Origin of the sequence: Parapedobacter sp. GCM10030251 (assembly GCF_042666505.1) — a bacterium.
Classification (GTDB): domain Bacteria; phylum Bacteroidota; class Bacteroidia; order Sphingobacteriales; family Sphingobacteriaceae; genus Parapedobacter.
On the sequence record NZ_JBHTDN010000005.1, the window covers coordinates 79,441 to 100,215 of the forward strand.

The window sequence follows — 20,775 nt, forward strand, 5'->3', positions numbered from 1 at the left end:
GCATTAGACAGGTATGGTTGCGTTGCGGTTAGGGCTGTTCTTCTGTTTGCTGGTATTTTCACCGATAACCTTGGCAAATGGGTTGGATTCGACCCAGAAAGTTCCCCATTATTACGAAAGCGCACCCAACGGGCAGACCCGGTTTTTCTATGACGATCACTATTTTTTAGCCGATAAGAACTGTCAGTTTAAGGCGGTCGAACGTGTAGCAAATTATGATTTCCAGCAGCGGGTGTTTGTTGGTCCATTCATTGACTTTAACAACCAGGGCCGGGTGGTTCTAAGAGGAAGCTATCAAAACGGCAAGAAAGCTGGAAAATTCACAGCATATCATCCAAACGGGCAGATTAAGTGGGAAGGCACCTATATACAAGATGTTCCCGACGGGTTGTGGAAATATGCTTATCCGGATGGAAAGCCGCTGCTCGAAGTGGAATACGGCGACCAAGGGATAAAGATCCGTAATTTCTGGGACCGCCGCGGTCGTCAACGGGTAGTCGACGGAAACGGACAATACGAGTTTGCCGTTGAAGCCGATGGCTACAACGAATTCGGATACGTTCGGTATACGCGTAGGGGGAAGGTGGTTGATGGTCAACCCCATGGCAACTGGATCATTGAATACATCTTCAGCGACGGCAAGAAAGAGGGCGCAGGACACGAGTTTTATCAACACGGCAGGTTCATCCGTGGATACGAAAGTTACAAGGACGAAGAATTCTCCGATGCAGCGAGATACCGGCTGCTGCCTGTCGACTTTTTTACCCGGGCCGAAGCACTTATTGGCAAGGAATGTTCCATCGATGAATATTCAGGGTTTACCGGTTATTTAAGTAACCATCTGGAAGATTGGTTTGAAGGTGAATTGGACGAAATACCCGAGCCGTTGAATATTAAATTTACTGTCACTGTGAGTCGGACCGGAGAACCCGAAAAAATAGAAATGGATACGACGTTTACCCGGAAACGGTACGCCGATTTGTTTGTCGAGGGAATTAAGTGGGTGAGGTTTTGGTTCCCGTCGTTCGCAGACGGGAAATTCATTGACGATAAGCTCACGGTAACCATGGAAGCATTTCCCGATGTTGCGGAGCGGAAACTTCGTTTTTTTGACGTCAAAGTCCGGCGGGAGAAAGGAATTTGACACTTGCATAACCTCCGTAAGTTGCCTAACTTCGCTAGCTAAATTCGTTATATGACCATTCACAAAGAAGGATATACCAGTATTGCGATTGTTGCATTGCTTATTTTGGTTGCCAATGCGCTGGTGCACTACTTCTTACCGGATAATGTGTGGATCGTTTGGTTCACTTACGTGCTGTCGTTTTTGCTGTTTGTGACAATCCTTCAGTTTTTTAGGAGCCCTAAACGGCGGATCGCCACGGATGAAAATCTCATTTTATGCCCGGCAGATGGCAAGGTTGTCGTGATCGAAGAAGTGGAGGAAACGGAATATTTCCAAGACAAGCGGCTACAGGTGTCCATCTTCATGTCGCCCGTCAACGTTCACATCAATCGGAATCCCGTGAGCGGTTTGGTCACATTTTTCCGTTATCATCCGGGCAAATACCTGGTGGCTTGGCATCCCAAATCATCGACCCTCAATGAGCGAACCACAATAGCTGTGCGCACCGAACAGGGAAAGGAAATACTTTTCCGGCAAATTGCCGGAGCCCTGGCACGACGTATCGTTTGGTATGTGAAAGAAGGTGCTTCCGTACAGCAGGGGAAGGAGTTTGGGTTTATCAAATTTGGCTCACGCGTAGACGTCTTCTTGCCATTGGATGCCAAAGTCGATGTTAAAATCGGAGACAAGGTCTCCGGCGGCCTTACGGTGCTGGGCCGGTTTCACTAGTTTTTAATCTGCTGCAACGATGAGGTTTCTCTGGTTTGTTTTCATCAATGCGTGTGCCGTTGGCATCTCCATTGCCTGTGTGAACTTTTATTTCCAGCACAGCTGGCTCCACTTTCTCATCACCTTTGCCATCTCGTTTGCCATCAGTTTTTTTGCTTTTTATTACTTATTTCAACGCTATATATATAACAAGATTAGGTTGATTTATAAATTGATCCATAACCTGAAGTTGGGCAAGGACCTGAAAGACGCATTGGGCGAAAAAATGAGCGATGACCCAATCAACGACGTGGAAAAACAGGTAAGGGATTGGGCGAAAGAAAAAAAAAGGGAGATAGATGCACTAAAGGATCAGGAGAAATTCCGACGGGAATTCCTCGCCAATATTTCACATGAATTCAAGACGCCGCTATTTGCCGTTCAAGGGTATATCGATGCGTTACAAGACGGCATGATGCAAGAGGATCCAGAAATGGCTGCTCAGTTTTTGACTAAGGCCTCTCAGAATTTGGATAGATTGACATTTTTAATCAAAGACCTTGACGAAATATCCAAATTGGAAAGTGGCCAGATTCCTATCAACTACCAGAAGTTTGACTTGGTGATTTTGATCAAAGAGGTGCTCGAATCCATGGAAGATAAAGCCAAATTACATGATATATCTTTGGTGTTCAAGGAAAAGTACCATTCTTCCACACTGGTTAAAGCTGACCGGGAGAAAATCAGACAAGTACTGGTCAACCTGGTAAGCAATTCAATAAAGTATGGAAAGACGCGAGGCCATACGAATATACGAATTTACGAATTGTTTGAAGCCGTACTGGTCGAAGTGACGGACGATGGCATTGGAATCGAAGAAAAGAACCTACCAAGAGTTTTTGAACGGTTTTACCGGACAGATAAAAGCCGCTCGCGCAAAATCGGCGGTTCCGGATTAGGCCTAGCGATTGTAAAGCATATCATCGAAGCTCATCAACAAACCATCAACGTGCGAAGTACAGAAGGTATGGGAACGACTTTTGCATTCACACTCGAAAAAATAAAGCCGTCCATTTAGGCTTCCCTAAACCCAGCAAGTTAACATGGAACAATCTGTTAATTAACATTAAGTTAACATTAACGTTATATTTTTGCAGAAATATTTTGTTTATGTCACTCAATAGTATATTCCAGTATTTTGTTCCCAAAGACAAGAAATTCTTTCCCCTGTTTGAGCAAGCCAGTAGTAACTTGATTGACATGGCGAAATTATTGAAAGAGCTGGTAAATCTGGCCGATCACAGTAAACGGAAGGAATTGTGCCGGAAAATCGAAGGCCTAGAACACCGCGGTGACGATATTTCCCACCAGATCCATTTAGAGCTGGGCAAAAATTTTATCACACCGTTCGACCGGGAAGATATCCATACATTGACCAGTTCGCTGGATGATGTGGCAGACTTTATACACGGAGCTTCCAACCGGATAGATCTCTATAAGTTGGAAAAGATTACTGATCCCATTATTGAGATAGCCGATCTGATCCTGGAGGCTACGGAAGATGTGGCTAAAGCAGTTCACGAATTACGCGACCTTAAAAATATTCGGAATATCACCGACTCGTGCGTCCGTATTAACAGTATTGAAAATAAAGCGGACTACATTTTTGATAAGGCCGTAGGTGAACTGTTTGAGTTCGAAAAAGATGCAATCGCGCTAATAAAGTATAAAGAGGTATTGTCTGCGATGGAAACCGCCACCGATAAGTGCGAAGACGTAGCCAACGTGTTGGAAAGCATTTTAGTGAAAAACGCCTAATTAAATAATCCCGAAAGCGTATTATGGTCACAACACTATTGGTTATTGTTATTATTCTTGCGATAGCTTTCGATTATATCAATGGATTCCATGACGCGGCGAATTCGATTGCTACGATTGTGTCAACAAAAGTGTTGTCACCCTTCCAGGCTGTATTATGGGCGGCTGCTTTCAATTTTGCAGCTTATTTTTATTTTACCGACCATAAAGTAGCCAACACCATCGCAAAAACTGTACTCGAACAATACATCACACTTGAAGTAATTTTCGCGGGATTGATGGCCGCAATCGGTTGGAATCTCTTCACCTGGTACTATGGTGTCCCCTCCAGCTCTTCCCATACATTAATCGGTGGGTTTGCGGGCGCAGGCATGACCCATGCGTTTATCCTAGGCGACAGCGCCATCGGCGCTATCAACTTAAAGGCCACGTTACAGATCATATCGTTTATCGCATTGGCCCCGCTCATCGGCATGTTCATTGCCGTGGTTATCACCCTTTTGATCATCAATATATCCAAACGGGCCAAACCCTCTGTTGCCGAATGGTGGTTTAAAAAACTTCAACTGGTCTCATCCGCAGCGCTGAGCTTTGCACATGGAGGTAACGATGCCCAGAAAGTAATGGGGATTATCTTTGTGGCAATGGTTGCTGGAGGGTATCTCGAGTCGGGCGCCGCCATGCCGGAGTGGATCCCCCTCACCTGTTATTCAGCCATTGCCTTAGGGACCATGAGCGGCGGGTGGAAAATCGTAAAGACCATGGGCACTAAAATCACGAAAGTGAATGCTCTGGAAGGTGTAGGGGCCGAAACGGCTGCCGCCGTAACATTGGGAATTACCGAACATTTCGGCATTCCGGTATCTACCACCCATACCATTACGGGTTCAATCATCGGTGTCGGCGTCGTGAAGCGAGTCTCTGCGGTAAGATGGGGCGTTACCATCAGTCTTTTGTGGGCTTGGGTACTGACGATTCCGGTATCTGCGATACTCGCTGGTGCTACCTACGCCGTTATCCACTATTTGTTCTAAACGGCTTTCCGCTCGGTTTGCTTCCGGTTTATGACGCCAAATTTCTTTTGGCTTTTTTTAGGAAACCATATGATTAATCTGTAGATTTACATCGTTTTTGCCAAACTGCCTATAAAAGTAGACATAAACAAGGCAATTTTCCGAGGTGGCCTATCGTGCGTTTGAAGTTTCTTGACAGCATTTAACCCGTTTCCGAGAGGAAACCGGTCGACAGCATAGAATTAGCAAAAAAGTTTATAACTGATTGTTAAACAGCTGAGTGAGTTCTTTATAGATTATTTGGCTAGTGCCTGTTAGTGAGTTTTTTTTAGAAAATCACAGAAAAGAAAAAAACTGGAATAGTATTTGCAAATATTGCGTGAATCAAACTATTGGTTATTTTTGCGAAAAATTAGACAATTAAAAATTTTTAACCTTAAAAAAAACAAGAGTATGAATTATTCTACAATCAAAACGGCAGTTGCTTGCTCGCTCGTTGCGGCCTTAGGGTTGTCCGAAACGGTGCAGGCGCAAGAGCCGACTGTATTTGGCGGAAGGCGTCAATACAGGACGTGGTCAATTGGGGTCAACGGTGGTTTTACAACGCCATCTGTGATCATCGGTGGATCAAATGCATTTAATCAAAAAGTAGGTTTTGGCGGATATAAACTTCGCGAATACTACGGAATCACAGTTCGCAAGCAATTGTCAAGCTGGTTCGGTTTGGAAGCTGCCGGTAACCGTGGCCGTATCTTTACGTACAACAACAACGGTGTAGGAAATGCTTACTTGTTCCCTGCAGAAAACGGTGCCGCAGCTGCGCCTGCCGGTGGATACCAATCTGCAGAAACTTCAGTACAATATGCTGCTAGCTTGAATGGTGTGTTCCAATTGGCTACCATCGACTTCCTGCGCCGCGAAAATGCAGTTAATTTCTATGCAAGCGTAGGTTACGGCTTAATCGCATTTAACCCTGTAGGTTATACAGATGCAGACGGTTCAGCCGGTGCTTGGGATAACAAAGGCGGTTGGGGCGAAGAATTTAACGCTGACCGTGAGTTAGTAGGTGATCGCGACTTCAAACGGGAAACTTACATCCCGGTTGGTGTAGGCGTGAAGTTCAAACTTTCTGACCGCGTAGCATTGAACTTGGGCTACACGATGAATTTCGTGGATGACAAGGCGCTGTTTGGTCCGGTAGTTGACCGTGCTGCTAACGACAAATTCTCGTATACCTACGCTGGGTTAGAATTCTCTTTGGGTTCTTCTTCGAAACCAGATTTGACTTGGCACAACCCTGTATCAACGTTGTATGATGAGTTGAAAGACCCTTCATTGCGTAACGAGCTTGAGGCTTTGAAGCAACGCGTATCTACGCTGGAAGGCCTTGTTGATGAGTTGAGCCGCGACGAAGACGGTGACGGTGTATCTGACAAATTTGACAAGTGCCCAGGCACACCTGCAGGTACTCAGGTTGATGGTGCTGGTTGCCCAATCAAATTCCCCGAGCCTCAAACTCAACAGTCTTCAGCTACCTATTCAAACATCCAGTTTGAATTTGACAGCTCAGTATTGAAGACCGAGTCTTACTCGACTCTTGATCGGTTGTCTTCTGATCTGCGCGAAAGCGGTGCTACCGTTACCTTAGACGGCCACGCATCTGCTGAAGGTTCAGAAGCTTATAACTTGAACCTGTCAAGAGACCGGGCGAACTCTGTAAAACAATACTTGGTTAATTCAGGCGTAGACGCAGCCAAAATCAACGTACAAGCGTTTGGCGAGTCAGCTCCGATTGCTTCTAATGCAACCGAAGAAGGCCGCGTACTTAACCGTCGTGTTGAAATCAAAAGATAAGTAATTTATTCGAATTACAGTCCTAAAACGGCTGCCTCATACAGGCAGCCGTTTTTGCATTTCACGAGCCTAACCGAGATACTCTTAAAACTTTTTCCAAATCCTATTGTTTAATCTGTAGTGTTAGACTAAAAATGTTATACGATGAGCAATCTGAAATTAAAAGGAACCTGGAACGAGTTAAAAGGAAAAGCTAAACAGCAATATGCTGATTTAACCGATGACGATTTATTATATGAAGAAGGGAAAGAAGATGAGCTGATCGGCCGTATTCAGAAGAAGACCGGCAAAGCCCGTGACGAGGTGGTAGATTGGTTGAATCAATTGTAATCGGCTTAACAGATTAGGCGAAGAAGCGTTATGGACAGTTGTCCATAACGCTTCTTCTTTTTAACTTCGTCCCATGTCAAAAAAACAACCTTCTATACTTGTCGTCAATGACGATGGTATCACGGCACCTGGTATCAAGGTATTGATTGAAGAAATGCAGAAACTGGGTCGCGTGACTGTTGTTGCACCTGAAGGACCCCAATCCGGAACGGGCCATGCGATTACGATCGGAAAGCCGTTGCGTATTGATCGCGTCTACATTTACCCGGATGTGGAAATGTATAAATGTTCGGGCACCCCGGTAGACTGCGTAAAGCTCGCCGTAAACAAGGTGTTCAAGGGAAGGAAGCCCGATATATGTGTATCGGGGATCAACCACGGTCTGAATAGCTCCATCAATGTATTATATTCCGGCACCATGTCTGCGGCGGTAGAAGGAGCAATCGAAGAAATTCCTTCGTTGGGATTTTCATACGATGATCTGGAAAATGATGCCGACTTTTCGAACTGCCGTCCGTACGTGAGAAGCATTACCAAGCAAGTCCTCAAAACAGGCTTGGCCAAGGGAACGCTGCTTAATGTTAATTTTCCAAAGACCGACCGGATAAAAGGAATCAAGATTTGCCGTCAGGCCGACGCTAAATGGGCGGAAGAATTCGATGAACGAAAAGACCCCAATAATCGCAGCTATTACTGGCTTACCGGCGTATTTCAGCTGCGTGATCGGGGAGAAGATACGGATGTATGGGCGTTGCAGAACGGCTACGCTTCGATCGTGCCTGTTCAATTCGATATGACGGCACATCACGCAATACCCGAACTGAACTCCTGGGAGTTCGAAATCCAGTAAGTAATGCAGCGAAATTCTTTATTTTCGGGAGTCGGTATCGGACTGTTACCACCTGTAATCGCGCACGTACTGCCGATGTTGATTCCCGGAATTCTTTCCCACGGTTTCAAACCACTAGGTTTATATGTCATAGCCGCGTTAATTAACCTGTTTCTTGTTCGTTATTTCTACCGCAGGGAGCTTGAACCAACGGCGCGTGGCGTGCTTTTGATTACCTTTGCATTAGCGATGTTGCTGATTTTTACTAAGAAGTTATCGTTGATATGAGGTTAACCCTGGGATTTTCCCCCTGTCCAAATGATACGTTTATTTTTGACGCACTGATCCACCATAAAATCGACACGGAAGGGTTGGACTTTGAGGTGTATTACGAAGACGTTGAAACGTTGAATCAGAAAGCGTTCAAGGGTGAACTCGATGTTACCAAACTGAGTTACCACGCTTACGCGTACGCGGTGGAAAATTACGTACTGCTGAACGCGGGAAGCGCTTTGGGCTTTGGCGTCGGGCCCTTGCTGATCTGCAAACGCCCTGAGTTGATGGATAGCAGCTCCGTTCCCGAAAATTTGTTAGTAGGAATACCGGGGAAATACACGACCGCGAATTTTCTTTTGGGGTTGGCATATCCCCATTTAGTCAATAAACAGGAAATGGTATTCTCAGCCGTCGAACAGGCACTGCTTGATGAACGAATCGATCTGGGCCTGATTATCCACGAGAACCGCTTTACCTACCAAGACAAAGGGCTGCATAAGATTATGGATCTCGGCGATTACTGGGAGCGTACTACCGGTGCACCCATCCCGTTGGGCGGAATCGTAGCGAAACGCCAGTTGCCGGAAGAAATCCTACACCGGATCGACCGTGTAATCCGCAAAAGTGTGGAATATGCGTTTGCCAATCCGAAATCCGGCCTGGACTTTATCCGCTTACATGCACAGGAGATGAGCGAAGCTGTAATGTACAAGCATATTGAATTATACGTTAATCGATATTCGCTATCGCTAGGCGACGAAGGAAAGACAGCTATCCGGACACTTTTTGATAAAGCTTGGGGGATGGGGCTGATTCCCCAAACAAACCAGGGTTTATTTTTATCCTAGCACCTTTCGCCAACGGATGGGATTGTGTCAAGTCGGATGTCCCAAATCTCAAATCTAATAACTAACTTTGCCCATTATGCCATAATGACGGTAATGGCCGTTTGGTGTTATTATTGAGCATGCCATATCATTTAAGAGATAACTGATGTTAACATTTTTAAGTAAAATATTTGGTAGTAAGTCCGAGCGGGACATCAAACATATTCAGCCATTGGTTGAAAAAATCAAAACTGAGTATGCGAAGCTGGAATCCCTCTCGAACGATGAACTCCGAGCAAAAACTGCTGATTTCAAAAAACGTATTAAGGAATACCTTGCTGACATTGATTCAGAGATAACCGCACTGAAAGCAGAGGCTGAACAGGAAGGAATCGATATGACCCAGAAAACAGCCATCTACGATAAGGTTGACAAATTGGGTAAGGATCGGGACCAAAAGCTGGAAGAGGTTCTGATGCAAGTATTGCCTGAGGCATTTGCCGTCGTCAAAGAAACCGCCCGTCGTTTCACGGAAAATGCAGAGCTTGAAGTAACTGCGTCGGATTTCGACCGAGAAATTGCCGCGTCCAAGCCGCATGTGCGGATCGTGGGCGATAAAGCTTTTTGGAATCACACCTGGATTGCTGCCGGAAATGAAGTAACCTGGAACATGGTACATTACGATGTACAGCTGATCGGAGGTATCGTGTTACATGAGGGCAAAATCGCTGAAATGGCTACGGGGGAGGGCAAAACGCTCGTAGGAACCCTACCCGCATACCTGAATGCCCTGTCCGGACAAGGGGTGCATATCGTAACCGTGAATGATTACCTGGCCCGACGCGACTCCGAGTGGAACGGCCCCTTGTTTGAATTCCACGGTCTGCGTGTCGATTGCATTGATAAACACCAACCAAATTCACTTTCCAGACGGAATGCCTATGCCGCTGACATTGTATTTGGCACCAATAATGAATTCGGCTTTGATTACCTGCGTGACAATATGGCGCAGTCACCCGACGCGTTGGTACAACGGAAACTACATTTCGCGATGGTAGACGAAGTGGATTCGGTACTGATTGACGACGCGCGTACGCCCCTAATCATTTCAGGGCCGATTCCCCGTGGAGATGAACATGAATTTTACGAACTCAAACCGCGTATCGAACGCTTGGTTAATACCCAAAAGGCATTTATCAATGGCGTTTTGAATGACGCAAAAAAGGCCATTGCAGGGGGCGACACCGGCGTGGAAGGCGGTGGGCTTGCCTTATTGCGCGCGCATCGGGGATTACCCAAGAACAAGGCACTTATTAAATTTCTCAGCGAGGGCAGCAACCGGCAAATCCTTCAAAAAACCGAAAATTATTACTTGCAGGAACAAAGCAAGAATATGCCCAAAGTAGATGCCGAGTTATATTTCGTCATCGATGAAAAAAACAATCAAGTAGAACTCACGGAAAAAGGTATTGAGCTGATTACCACCTCGGGAGAAGATCCCAATTTCTTTATTATGCCCGACGTCGGCACGGACGTGGCAGAAATTGAAAGGTCAGGACTCAGCCCGGAAGAAAAATTGGCGAAAAAAGAAGAATTGATGCGTGATTTTTCCGTCAAGTCTGAACGCATTCACTCGGTCAACCAATTGCTTAAAGCCTATACGCTGTTTGAGCGGGACGATGAGTACATCATCGACGAGGGCAAGGTGAAGATTGTGGATGAACAGACGGGACGTATCATGGAAGGCCGCCGGTATTCTGACGGTCTGCATCAAGCCATCGAGGCAAAGGAAAACGTGAAAGTCGAGGATGCGACGCAGACCTACGCTACGATCACCTTACAGAATTATTTCCGCATGTATCACAAGCTGGCGGGCATGACCGGTACAGCAATTACGGAGGCGGGAGAACTTTGGCAGATTTACAAACTGGATGTGGTCGAAATTCCTACCAACGTAGCTACTCAGCGGGAAGACCGCCACGATCTGATTTACCGCACTGCCCGTGAAAAATATAATGCCGTGGCCGAAGAAATCCATCGGCTCACCCAGGAAGGACGCCCGGTACTGGTAGGTACCACTTCTGTGGAAATATCAGAACTGTTGAGCCGGATGCTTAAATTGCGTGGTGTAAAACACAATGTGTTAAACGCCAAGCTGCACCAACGTGAAGCAGACATCGTGGCCGAAGCCGGACAGCCGGGCATGGTGACCATCGCCACCAACATGGCCGGCCGTGGTACGGACATCAAATTGGGGCCAGGGGTTAAGGAAGCGGGCGGTTTGGCCATCATCGGTACGGAACGCCATGAATCACGCCGCGTAGACCGACAGTTGCGCGGTCGTGCAGGCCGGCAGGGAGATCCTGGGTCATCCCAGTTTTTCGTATCGCTCGAAGATCCGCTGATGCGTTTGTTTGCCTCAGAACGGATTTCCAACATCATGGTGCGCATGGGCGTGCAGGAAGGTGAGGTCATGCAACACAGCATGCTTACCAAGTCCATTGAGCGCGCACAAAAAAAGGTGGAAGAAAACAACTTCGGCATCCGTAAACGACTGTTGGAGTACGACGATGTTATGAATTCCCAGCGTACGGTGATCTATGCCAAACGGAAAAACGCCTTGTTTGGAGAGCGTTTGGATGTAGACCTCAATAATACAATTTTTGATGTGGTAGAAGAGTTGGTGGCAGCCAGCAAAGACTCGGGCACCTATGAAGAATTCCAACTGGAAGTGATTCGTGTCTTCTCCATTGATCCCGATATTGACGCCGAAGAATTTGGACATAGCAATGTGATCTCGCTAACGGACAAGCTATTTGCACAGGTAATCGCTTATTATCATGAAAAAGCCGAAAAAATAGCAAAGCAGACATTGCCCGTCCTGACGGACGTATTTGCCACACGCGGCGGACAGATCGAAAATATTGTGGTTCCTTTTTCGGACGGTCTCCGCGGCATCCAAGTGGCGACCAACCTCAAAAAAGCCGTCGAATCCGGCGGAAAAGAGGTCTTTAAGTCCTTCGAAAAAGGAGTTGTCCTCGCCTTAATTGACGAAGCATGGAAAGAACATCTTCGGGATATGGACGAATTGAAGCAATCCGTACAAAATGCCGTCTACGAACAAAAAGACCCGATTATCATCTATAAGATGGAGGCGTTTAATCTGTTTAAGGAAATGCTGGTCAATATGAATAAAGACGTCGTCGGGTTTCTTTTTAAGGGCGAAATCCCTAACCAGCAACCACAGGATGTACGTGAAGCTCGCCCACTGCCCCGGCAGGAAGCGAGGGTAAAAACATCCAAGCCGGAGTTGGTGGCATCAGGCGGCGGCACCCCGGTCGAAGACACCCGCGAAGTGCAACGTACGCAGCCTATCCGCAACGAGCAAAAAGTAGGGCGAAACGATCCTTGCCCTTGCGGAAGCGGCAAAAAGTATAAAAATTGCCACGGTGCATAGACGCAAAAAAAATAAGTACAATGGTTAAATTAGGCTTTACACTGATTGGTTTGCTGCTATGTTTTTCTGGCAATATGGGATATGCCCAGCGGAAAGGAGAAGTAGAGGTGGTAGCCGACCCGCTCATCGGCTTGATGCAGCGGACCCGTATGGGTACCAGGATCTCGGCCGCACCCGCGAACAAACCACCTGTTGACAGGAAAAATGCTACACGTACGACGGCTATGGGTTTCCGTGTCCAGATTTATTCTGGAGCAAACCGCTCGGAAGCTTATTCGGAGCAAGCCCGCTTCAAGACGCTATATAAAGACATCGATACCTACATCAGTTACGAAGAACCCAATTACCGCGTGAAAGTGGGTGACTTTCGAAGCCGGGGCGAAGCGCAGGACCTGATGCAGGGCCTGCGGAAACAGTTTAACAACGTATTTATATTTACCGAGGAGATCTACGTATACCAATAAAGAAATAGGTAATGAGGGATAAAATTAATTCGATCGCCACACAAATCTATGAAAACACGGTGGCCAACCGAAGGCATCTTCACCAAAACCCAGAACTGTCATTTGAGGAATATGAAACTTCTGCATTTGTAAAAGCGGAATTAGACAACTTGGGAATTCCGTATACGCCGATGGCGAATACAGGTGTGGTGGCGCACATAACTGGTGAAAAAAACTCGGATCGGGTAGTTGCCTTACGTGCGGATATGGACGCACTTCCCATTACCGAAGTACCCGGCCGCGAATACGGTTCAAAACGAGATGGCGTGATGCATGCGTGTGGCCATGACGTGCATACCTCTTCGTTATTGGGAACCGCACGTATCCTTCAGTCACTAAAAGCAGATTTCGGCGGAACCGTTAAACTGATTTTTCAACCCGGGGAAGAACGCCTACCCGGCGGTGCCAGCTTAATGATCAAAGACGGCGTATTGCAGAACCCTGCACCCCAAGCGGTCGTCGGTCAGCACGTGATGCCCTCAATCCCGGCGGGCAAGGTAGGTTTCCGTGCAGGGAAATACATGGCTTCTACCGATGAACTGTACGTAACCGTAACCGGAAAAGGAGGGCACGGTGCGCAGCCGCAGCAAAATATTGATCCGGTGGTAATTACCGCCCACATCCTAACCGCTCTACAACAACTTGTAAGCCGCATTGCCGATCCGAGAATGCCGAGCGTGCTGTCCTTCGGTAAAATAATTGCTAACGGTGCAACAAACGTGATTCCTAATGAGGTGTACCTCGAAGGCACATTCCGCACATTCGACGAGAAATGGCGCAAAGAAGCTCACAAACGCATGAAAAAAATGGCAACCGGCATTGCGGAAGCCATGGGCGCTACCTGCGATTTTGACATTCGCATTGGCTATCCTTTCCTTGTTAATGAGGAAAAATTGACGGGCCAGGTACGGGGTTATGCGGAAGAATTTCTTGGTAAGGATAATGTGTTGGATTTAGACCTTTGGCTTGCGGGCGAAGACTTCGCCTATTATTCGCAGGAAACCGACGCCTGCTTTTACCGACTAGGTACGGGTAATGAGGCGAAGGGAATCACATCGGCCGTGCACACACCGACCTTTGATGTTGATGAAAGTGCGCTGGCACTCAGTACCGGACTGATGGCCTACATCGCCTTGCGGCAATTAGGCAATTAAGAAGGTCGCCCCATGTCTTCGCACCATTTTGTTAGAGAAGACCAAGAGCCCGCACTGATCATCGCAGATGTAAATGGCATTTCGTTATCCCTACTAAATCAGTTGCTGGAATGGAATCCGATGGTCATCTTGGATCGGCATAGCCTGGATTCCGTTATGGAACTGGGAATCAAGGCAGACGTGCTCGTTGCCGACGAACCTGTAGAGCTACCCCAAGATCATATCCGTATTTTACCAATCGCTACGTCATTTCTGGATACAGCCCTCAACTACCTGATAAAACGAAGGTGCCGTGCCGCTAACATTGTATCAACACACACGATGCCTGACGTACTGCTTCGCTATGCAGCGAAAATCCAAGCAGTCCTTTTGGGCAATGGCAGAAGGGTTTTTACCGTCAAGTCCGGATTCGCGAAATGGAAGCCCCAAGGAGAGAAGGTATTTTTATATGGCAATTCAGCAACGGAAATCAAAGGCTTGCAACCAACGGGCGAAAGAGAATACCTCACCGAAACGGACGGCTTCTATTCCATTCATTTTGATCAGCCTTACGGCTTAGTAGGCGAGCAGCTTTAGATCATGACCAAAACACGGATTCAGGCAGCTACACCGTCGGATGTGACAACAATTCACCGGTTAGCCCATGAAATCTGGTGGCCAACGTATGGTGAGTTATTGCCGCACGGTCAGATTAACCTGATGCTGGACCTCATGTACTCGGAATCGGCCCTGCTGGACCAACTCGAGAAAGGCCAACAGTTTGCGCTGGCAATACGGGATAAAGCGGCCGTTGGATTTGTCGGCTTCCAATCGAAGCCGTATCTGTCCATCATGCGGATCGAAAAGCTGTATATCCTGCCTTCCGAACAGGGAAAAGGAACCGGTAAGCAGCTGATTAGCCATGTGTCGGCCCTCGCCTCAGCGGCAAATCTGTCCCGCTTGGAATTAAATGTATACCGCCATAATCCCGCCAAGGCGTTTTATGAGCACCAAGGTTTTACAGTGGTGTCTGAAGTGGACATCCCGTACCACGATTATACCTTGAGGGATTATGTCATGCAAAAATCGTTATAGCTTCTTTTTGGCCGTAAGGCCAAACAATGACAACCTATGATTGTCTCTCATCATGGGATGCTTTCTCCCAAGGTGTAAGATCCATGATGATGAACGATCAAGTAATTTCGATTTATAGCGACGCGTTAGCGATACTACAGAACTGCCAGTGCGAATTTATGATTGGCGGCGGATATGCCGTAGTCCATTACACGGGTGTACCGCGAGCCACCAAAGACCTGGATATCTTCTGCCTGCCGCAGGAGTATCCCAAAATCCTTAAATGTTTTGCTGACCACGGATATCGCACCGAATTGACCGATTCGAGGTGGCTGGCGAAGGTTTTTAAGGACGATTATTTTATCGATATCATTTTTGATACGGTCAACAATATTTGCAAAGTCGATGAGACCTGGTATGAATATGCCGAGAACGGCGACTTCCACGGCGTGCCCGTTAGATACGTTCCCCCCGAAGAATTGATTTGGTGCAAGACGTACGTACAGAACAGGGAGCGCAACGATAGCGCAGATATCAACCACCTGCTATTAAAGACAGGCCATAGACTGGATTGGGCACGGCTTTGGAAGCGCCTGGATACCCATTGGCACCTGCTACTGGCACAACTCTTGATTTTTCAATTCGTATATCCCGCCGATTACCGCGGTATTATTCCCGACGAGTTATTTCTCGACTTGTTGAACCGCGCCAAAGAGCAATACGATCTGCCCCCCTCGCTTGAACGCGTATGCCAGGGGCCGTTAATTGACCAAACGCAGTATGAAGTGGATATAAAGGAATGGAATTATAAGGCATATACCATAAAAACCGTGTAAAGGACAGGGATGGAAACAGAAAATAAAAGAAAGATACGAATAGCAGCAATAGGCGACTTACATATACGTGATACAGACCGGGGAAAATGGAAGGACTATTTCGCCGCAATCAATCGAGAGGCGGATATATTAGTTATCGCAGGCGATATTACGGATACCGGAGACGAAGATGAGGCCACCCTGTTTACCGAGGAACTGCAGGGCAACCACCTTCCCATCGTCGGCGTGTTAGGCAACCACGATTACGAGAAAGGGCGCCACAAAATCATAAAGGAAGTGCTTACACATGCCAATATGCAGGTCCTGGACGGAGAATCAACGGTGATTGAAGGCATTGGATTTGCGGGCATCAAAGGATTCGGAGGCGGCTTTGGCCCACGCATGCTCTCAAGATTCGGGGAAGATATGATGAAATCGTTTGTGCAGGAAGCTGTAGACGAGGGATTGAAATTGGAGCGGGCCTTGTCCCGGTTGGGGCAGCACCAGGGGAAAATAACCAAAATAGCCATCATGCATTACGCACCGATTCCCCAAACGGTGGAGGGCGAACCTTTGGAAATCTACCCGTTTCTCGGCTCATCCCGATTGCTCGAACCGCTTCAGCGCACAGAAGTTGCGGCGGTATTCCATGGGCATGCCCATATGGGGCAGTATAAAGGAGAGACACCTGATGGCACCAAAGTGTGGAACGTATCCCTGCCCGTGCTCGCTCGGCAGGGAAAACCCCACCCGTTCCACCTACTGGAAATCGAAGTTGATGAATTGTCTGACACTCGTGACCGGTTGCCTATCAAATAGCCACTTTTTTTATTTTTGGGCTACGAGTCGTATCTTACCCCCTTCTTGAAACACCTACTAGCAAACGCATGGAAAAACGACATGTCTATAACAGTGGAATCATCGGAAATTGCGCCTACCTTGCCCATATTCAAAAAGACACGAATATCTCGTGGTTATGTTGGCCCTCGTTCGATAGTTCATTTGTTTTTGGAAGCCTTCTCGACACAAAAAAGGGCGGGCAGTTTTCCATCCGGCCAATCAGCGAATATACGAGCCGCCAATATTACATTGAAAACACCAATGTGCTGCGAACGGAAATCACCGCGGCCGATGGAACCTACCGGATTACCGATTTTGCCCCCCGATTCCGCCAATATGAACGTTATTTCAAACCGCTGATGTTAATCCGTAAGATTGAACCTTTGAATGGAAGCCCCCGCATTCGCGTGGTTTGTGAGCCGGTATCCGATTACGGCCAACAATCTTTCCGCAAATTCCGGGGAAGCAACCACGTTGAGTTCAGCAACGGAATGGAGCAAATGCGGTTAACCACCAACGTCTCCATTAGCCATTTTTTCGGTGAAGAGTCTTTTGTGCTGAGCGAAACCAAATATATGGTACTCACCTATGGCCAACCGTTGGAGGCTCCCCTTGAACATACGGTCGAACATTTTCTACGCGAAACTGTCGGCTATTGGCGCAGGTGGATCAAGCATGCAACGATTGCTCCTTTTTACCAGGCAGCGGTTATCCGGTCAGCACTCGCGTTAAAGATACACCAATATGAAGACACAGGGGCCATTATTGCGGCCGGAACCACCAGTCTGCCCGAATATCCGGGCAGCGGACGGAACTGGGACTATCGCTATTGTTGGCTACGCGATAGCTACTACGTAATCACCGCATTAAATCACATCGGACAGTTCGAAGAAATGGAATTGTACGCGCACTACATTACGAATATCGCACATGCGGATCGGGGAAGACTGCAGCCACTTTATGGGATAAATAGTCAATTCGAATTAACCGAGCGCATTTTGGACAATTTGGAAGGATACATGAACAACAAACCTGTGCGCATCGGTAACCAGGCGTATGAACACATTCAGAACGATGTCTATGGACAGGCCATGATCGCTTTGCTTCCCTTATATACCGACTATCGCTTCGTATTTAAAGAGCGTTCGGATGCGGGTCGTTGGGTCGACTACATCCTCCTCAAAATCGAGAAGACAATCGACGAGAAAGACGCTGGCATCTGGGAGTTCAGAAATTTCGCTAATCACCATTGCTACTCCAACCTTTTCCAGTGGGCTGGCTGCTCAGCCGCGTATAAGATCGGGCGCGTTATCGGCGACCCGGGGTTAATGAGCAGGGCGGAGGCACTGATGAATCGTGCGGCACATTACATTGAAGCCTGCTACGATGACAGGCGTAAGGTCTATGCAAATGCAGCGGGCAGCCCTCATCTGGATGCCAGCACCCTGCAGCTGATCATGATGCACTATCTGGATCCGGCATCCGAAAAAGCCCGCGCCCACTTGGAAGCCCTGGAGCGAGAACTAAAAACTCCGCAAGGACTTTTCTACCGTTACCTGCATGCGGACGACTTTGGCAAACCGAAATCGACTTTCCTCATTTGTGCTTTTTGGTACGTAGAAGCCTTAGCCTGCGTAGGCCGCATTAACGAAGCAGTCACAACTTTTGAGCGGCTGTTGTCTTACGCAAATCACTTAATGCTCTTTAGCGAAGACGTCGATGAGACCAATGGCAGCCAATGGGGCAATTTTCCGCAGGCTTACAGCCATGTAGGTTTGATGAATGCCGCCTATCGAATATCCATGAAGCTCGACCGGCCTATTTTTATTGGGTAGCGGTATCTGACGCATCTGCCAATTTCCGCAGCAATGCCCTTACGTCGCGTTGCTGCTTCAGGTAAAATCGTGCCGCCGACACTTCCGTTCCCACCTTGATGGTGCATGCATCCGGCGGTAACACCTGAAACGTATCCTCGTCCGTCCGATCGTCGCCGACCGAAAGAATGAAGTCGTATCGGTTATCGTGAAGGATGTCCAGGGTCGCACGGCCCTTGTTCACCTCTGCACTCCGTATTTCCACCACCTTATCGCCGTCCAAAAGTTGCAACCCATACGCTGCCGAATAGTCGCGCAGGCTATCGATCAGCTCATGGGCCCTTAGCGGCCCCAAATCCCGCTGCACCTTGCGGTAATGCCACGCCAGTGAAAAACTTTTTTCCTCAACAAAAGCGCCCGGCGTACGATCGGCAAAAGCCTCCATCAACGCCCCTACCTCTTCTTTCCAACTATTTGAAAGTCCGCTTTTGAGTCTCCACTCGGTGCCGGGCTCTTTGGTCCAAACCCCGTGCTCGGCCACCAAACTGTAATTCCGGCCCGGAAACCACTTTTCGAGTGTACTATGCTTTCTTCCACTGATAATCACCAGGTGATTCAGGATGTCGGCTTCCAGTCTGTCCAGCAATTGGTAGAGCTCTTCATCGGGCGAAGCTTTGTCAATATCGTCCTGAAAGCCAACCAATGTGCCGTCGTAATCGAGTAGCAATAAGCGGCTGCTGGCATTTCTATATTGTGTAATGATGTGTTCTTCAATGCTTGTTCCAACCAATCTCGCTTTGGTGGTGGATTGTACGTTTTTAATTTCCTGTAGTCTATTCATAAATAAAGTTGCCCAATGTTGGACGGTAAATTTGAATACGAGGGCCTGCATGGATTTCATGCGTTTTTTCATATCGGCCATCGGCATATTCAACGCAGTCAGCAAGGCATCCCTGATGTCGTGAATATTATTTGGATTTACAATGATTGCATCGATCAGTTCTTTTGCGGCACCGGCCATCTCACTTAGGATCAAGACGCCGGTTTCGTCCTTTCGGCAAGCGACGTACTCCTTGCTTACCAAGTTCATCCCATCGCGCATGGGGGTCACCAAACATACGTCTGCTATGTTGTAAAGCGCTGTGATCTCGGTGATGGGATATCCATGATAGAAATACGCCACGGGATACCAATCGTACGCCCCATATTGTGCATTGATGTGCCCCACCAGCCGGTCTATCTGATCCTTGAGATCCCGATAGTGCGGAACGGTGTCGCGCGAAGGAACCACAATCATATACAACGTTACCTTTTTATGAAAGGCGGGATTTTCGCTGAGGAACAATTCAAAGGCCTCCAGCCGCTGAATAATGCCTTTGCTATAATCCAGGCGATCGATGGAAAGAACGATTTTCTGTCCGCTGAAATTGGCCCTCAATTCGGTGACCCGGTTGGTGACGGCTTCGGCTCTCGACAGATCGGCGAAACGCTTGCTGTCAATTCCCATGGGAAAAGGTTCAACAAAAACAACCCGGCCGTCTACTTCCAGCCGGTTGGCGTTGTTGTTTGTTCCGATCAAGCGGGTCGCCGAACTGATAAAGTGACGGACATCGTCAAACGTGTGAAAGCCGAGCAGGTCTGCTCCCAACATCCCTTCCAGCAGTTCCTTCCGCCAGGGAATCAATCGAAACAACTCCTGTGAGGGAAACGGGATGTGCTGGAAAAAGCCAATGGACACGTCAGGCAGCGCCTTTCGGAGCATACCGGGCAGCAAGAGCAACTGATAGTCGTGAATCCAAATCGTGTCATCGGGCCCCGCCTCCCTTAAAATCAGATCCAGGAACTTCTGGTTGACGCGGACATACGTCTCCCAATTCTGCAAGTTGTAATTGGCGTAGTTGGAAAAATAATGAAAAATGGGCCACAACACCTCGTTGGAAAAACCTTCGTAAAAGCCCTTGATTTCATCTTCATTCAAGAACAGCGGAACCAACCGTTTTTCTTTCAACACCGATGTGAAATAAGACCGTTGCTGTGGATCATCGATAGAAATACCCGGCCATCCAATCCAGCTGTTATCGCCTTTCGCGTGAATAGAGGCCAACCCCGTCGCCAGCCCGCCTTCGCTGGGTTGCAGTGTATAGCCATTTTCATCTTCGGTAATTTTGATGGGTAAACGATTGGATACAATGATTGTTTTACTCACTTTTATTTATACGATTACTAGGCGTTTCCATGCCTGCTTAAAAACGGATAGTCGGTGAAAAGAATGCGGCCTTATCCAATTTGGGGATTATTGCAGGCACAGGTACACCCGTATGATTTAACTTCCCCAATATAGTTATAAACAAGCAAAGC

19 protein-coding genes are annotated in these 20,775 nt (G+C 47.6%); 18 read left to right on the forward strand and 1 reads right to left on the reverse strand.

The features are described 5' to 3' along the window. The first annotated feature begins 13 nt into the window (after positions 1-13). The 18 genes from ACFQRK_RS15235 to ACFQRK_RS15320 all read left to right on the forward strand — a co-directional run bounded on the left by ACFQRK_RS15235 (position 14) and on the right by ACFQRK_RS15320 (position 18,438). A complete protein-coding gene (locus ACFQRK_RS15235) occupies positions 14-1,144 on the forward strand; it encodes a toxin-antitoxin system YwqK family antitoxin (RefSeq protein WP_379008183.1) in 1,131 nt (376 codons plus the stop codon). 51 nt (positions 1,145-1,195) lie between these two features. Next, positions 1,196-1,855: a phosphatidylserine decarboxylase family protein gene (locus tag ACFQRK_RS15240; protein WP_379008186.1), complete on the forward strand. Its 660-nt coding sequence runs from the start codon at positions 1,196-1,198 to the stop codon at positions 1,853-1,855. 19 nt (positions 1,856-1,874) lie between these two features. Continuing rightward, on the forward strand, positions 1,875-2,912 hold the full coding sequence (locus tag ACFQRK_RS15245; protein ID WP_379008188.1) for a sensor histidine kinase: 1,038 nt from the start codon (positions 1,875-1,877) through the stop codon (positions 2,910-2,912). A gap of 92 nt (positions 2,913-3,004) precedes the next feature. Continuing rightward, a complete protein-coding gene (locus ACFQRK_RS15250) occupies positions 3,005-3,652 on the forward strand; it encodes a DUF47 domain-containing protein (RefSeq protein ID WP_379008189.1) in 648 nt (215 codons plus the stop codon). Positions 3,653-3,675: 23 nt separating this feature from the next. Further along, positions 3,676-4,686, forward strand: coding sequence for an anion permease (locus ACFQRK_RS15255; RefSeq protein WP_379008192.1), 1,011 nt, complete (start codon positions 3,676-3,678; stop codon positions 4,684-4,686). 432 nt (positions 4,687-5,118) lie between these two features. Next, positions 5,119-6,519 (forward strand): OmpA family protein, encoded by a 1,401-nt coding sequence (locus tag ACFQRK_RS15260; protein WP_379008635.1) that lies wholly within the window; start codon positions 5,119-5,121, stop codon positions 6,517-6,519. Positions 6,520-6,663: 144 nt separating this feature from the next. After that, a complete protein-coding gene (locus ACFQRK_RS15265) occupies positions 6,664-6,849 on the forward strand; it encodes a CsbD family protein (RefSeq protein WP_379008194.1) in 186 nt (61 codons plus the stop codon). A 73-nt stretch (positions 6,850-6,922) separates the two neighbouring features. Next, positions 6,923-7,699: a 5'/3'-nucleotidase SurE gene (gene surE, locus ACFQRK_RS15270; RefSeq protein ID WP_379008196.1), complete on the forward strand. Its 777-nt coding sequence runs from the start codon at positions 6,923-6,925 to the stop codon at positions 7,697-7,699. Between the two features lie 3 nt (positions 7,700-7,702). After that, complete coding sequence (locus tag ACFQRK_RS15275) at positions 7,703-7,966, forward strand: hypothetical protein (RefSeq protein WP_379008198.1); 264 nt, start codon at positions 7,703-7,705, stop codon at positions 7,964-7,966. Then, a complete protein-coding gene (locus ACFQRK_RS15280; RefSeq protein WP_379008201.1) occupies positions 7,963-8,802 on the forward strand; it encodes a 1,4-dihydroxy-6-naphthoate synthase in 840 nt (279 codons plus the stop codon). Before ACFQRK_RS15275 ends, ACFQRK_RS15280 begins: the two co-directional genes overlap by 4 nt. Positions 8,803-8,947: 145 nt before the next feature. Next, entirely contained in the window at positions 8,948-12,238 is a 3,291-nt protein-coding gene (gene secA / locus ACFQRK_RS15285) for a preprotein translocase subunit SecA (RefSeq protein ID WP_379008204.1), read from the forward strand. Positions 12,239-12,258: 20 nt separating this feature from the next. Then, positions 12,259-12,702, forward strand: coding sequence for an SPOR domain-containing protein (locus ACFQRK_RS15290; RefSeq protein WP_379008206.1), 444 nt, complete (start codon positions 12,259-12,261; stop codon positions 12,700-12,702). Positions 12,703-12,713: 11 nt separating this feature from the next. Then, positions 12,714-13,895 (forward strand): M20 family metallopeptidase, encoded by a 1,182-nt coding sequence (locus ACFQRK_RS15295; RefSeq protein WP_379008207.1) that lies wholly within the window; start codon positions 12,714-12,716, stop codon positions 13,893-13,895. A gap of 12 nt (positions 13,896-13,907) precedes the next feature. Beyond that, complete coding sequence (locus tag ACFQRK_RS15300) at positions 13,908-14,471, forward strand: thiamine diphosphokinase (protein ID WP_379008209.1); 564 nt, start codon at positions 13,908-13,910, stop codon at positions 14,469-14,471. A 3-nt stretch (positions 14,472-14,474) separates the two neighbouring features. After that, positions 14,475-14,969, forward strand: coding sequence for a GNAT family N-acetyltransferase (locus ACFQRK_RS15305; RefSeq protein WP_379008212.1), 495 nt, complete (start codon positions 14,475-14,477; stop codon positions 14,967-14,969). Positions 14,970-14,995: 26 nt separating this feature from the next. Further along, a complete protein-coding gene (locus tag ACFQRK_RS15310) occupies positions 14,996-15,784 on the forward strand; it encodes a nucleotidyltransferase (RefSeq protein WP_379008214.1) in 789 nt (262 codons plus the stop codon). Positions 15,785-15,793: 9 nt separating this feature from the next. Further along, on the forward strand, positions 15,794-16,582 hold the full coding sequence (locus ACFQRK_RS15315) for a metallophosphoesterase (RefSeq protein WP_379008216.1): 789 nt from the start codon (positions 15,794-15,796) through the stop codon (positions 16,580-16,582). Positions 16,583-16,650: 68 nt separating this feature from the next. Next, positions 16,651-18,438 (forward strand): glycoside hydrolase family 15 protein, encoded by a 1,788-nt coding sequence (locus ACFQRK_RS15320; protein ID WP_379008218.1) that lies wholly within the window; start codon positions 16,651-16,653, stop codon positions 18,436-18,438. On the opposite strand, the gene ACFQRK_RS15325 is transcribed toward ACFQRK_RS15320, so the two are convergent. Then, entirely contained in the window at positions 18,428-20,623 is a 2,196-nt protein-coding gene (locus tag ACFQRK_RS15325) for a bifunctional alpha,alpha-trehalose-phosphate synthase (UDP-forming)/trehalose-phosphatase (protein WP_379008221.1), read from the reverse strand. The genes ACFQRK_RS15320 and ACFQRK_RS15325 overlap by 11 nt on opposite strands. Positions 20,624-20,775: the final 152 nt, after the last annotated feature.

Coding starts and splice junctions, on each gene's coding strand:
- surE (WP_379008196.1), top strand. CDS start 6,923: ATGTCAAAAAAACAACCTTCTATACTTGTCGTCAATGACGATGGTATC.
- ACFQRK_RS15310 (WP_379008214.1), top strand. CDS start 14,996: ATGACAACCTATGATTGTCTCTCATCATGGGATGCTTTCTCCCAAGGT.
- ACFQRK_RS15280 (WP_379008201.1), top strand. CDS start 7,963: ATGAGGTTAACCCTGGGATTTTCCCCCTGTCCAAATGATACGTTTATT.
- ACFQRK_RS15245 (WP_379008188.1), top strand. CDS start 1,875: ATGAGGTTTCTCTGGTTTGTTTTCATCAATGCGTGTGCCGTTGGCATC.
- ACFQRK_RS15305 (WP_379008212.1), top strand. CDS start 14,475: ATGACCAAAACACGGATTCAGGCAGCTACACCGTCGGATGTGACAACA.
- ACFQRK_RS15255 (WP_379008192.1), top strand. CDS start 3,676: ATGGTCACAACACTATTGGTTATTGTTATTATTCTTGCGATAGCTTTC.
- ACFQRK_RS15300 (WP_379008209.1), top strand. CDS start 13,908: ATGTCTTCGCACCATTTTGTTAGAGAAGACCAAGAGCCCGCACTGATC.
- ACFQRK_RS15275 (WP_379008198.1), top strand. CDS start 7,703: ATGCAGCGAAATTCTTTATTTTCGGGAGTCGGTATCGGACTGTTACCA.
- ACFQRK_RS15315 (WP_379008216.1), top strand. CDS start 15,794: ATGGAAACAGAAAATAAAAGAAAGATACGAATAGCAGCAATAGGCGAC.
- ACFQRK_RS15240 (WP_379008186.1), top strand. CDS start 1,196: ATGACCATTCACAAAGAAGGATATACCAGTATTGCGATTGTTGCATTG.
- ACFQRK_RS15235 (WP_379008183.1), top strand. CDS start 14: ATGGTTGCGTTGCGGTTAGGGCTGTTCTTCTGTTTGCTGGTATTTTCA.
- ACFQRK_RS15290 (WP_379008206.1), top strand. CDS start 12,259: ATGGTTAAATTAGGCTTTACACTGATTGGTTTGCTGCTATGTTTTTCT.
- secA (WP_379008204.1), top strand. CDS start 8,948: ATGTTAACATTTTTAAGTAAAATATTTGGTAGTAAGTCCGAGCGGGAC.
- ACFQRK_RS15250 (WP_379008189.1), top strand. CDS start 3,005: ATGTCACTCAATAGTATATTCCAGTATTTTGTTCCCAAAGACAAGAAA.
- ACFQRK_RS15265 (WP_379008194.1), top strand. CDS start 6,664: ATGAGCAATCTGAAATTAAAAGGAACCTGGAACGAGTTAAAAGGAAAA.
- ACFQRK_RS15260 (WP_379008635.1), top strand. CDS start 5,119: ATGAATTATTCTACAATCAAAACGGCAGTTGCTTGCTCGCTCGTTGCG.
- ACFQRK_RS15320 (WP_379008218.1), top strand. CDS start 16,651: ATGGAAAAACGACATGTCTATAACAGTGGAATCATCGGAAATTGCGCC.
- ACFQRK_RS15295 (WP_379008207.1), top strand. CDS start 12,714: ATGAGGGATAAAATTAATTCGATCGCCACACAAATCTATGAAAACACG.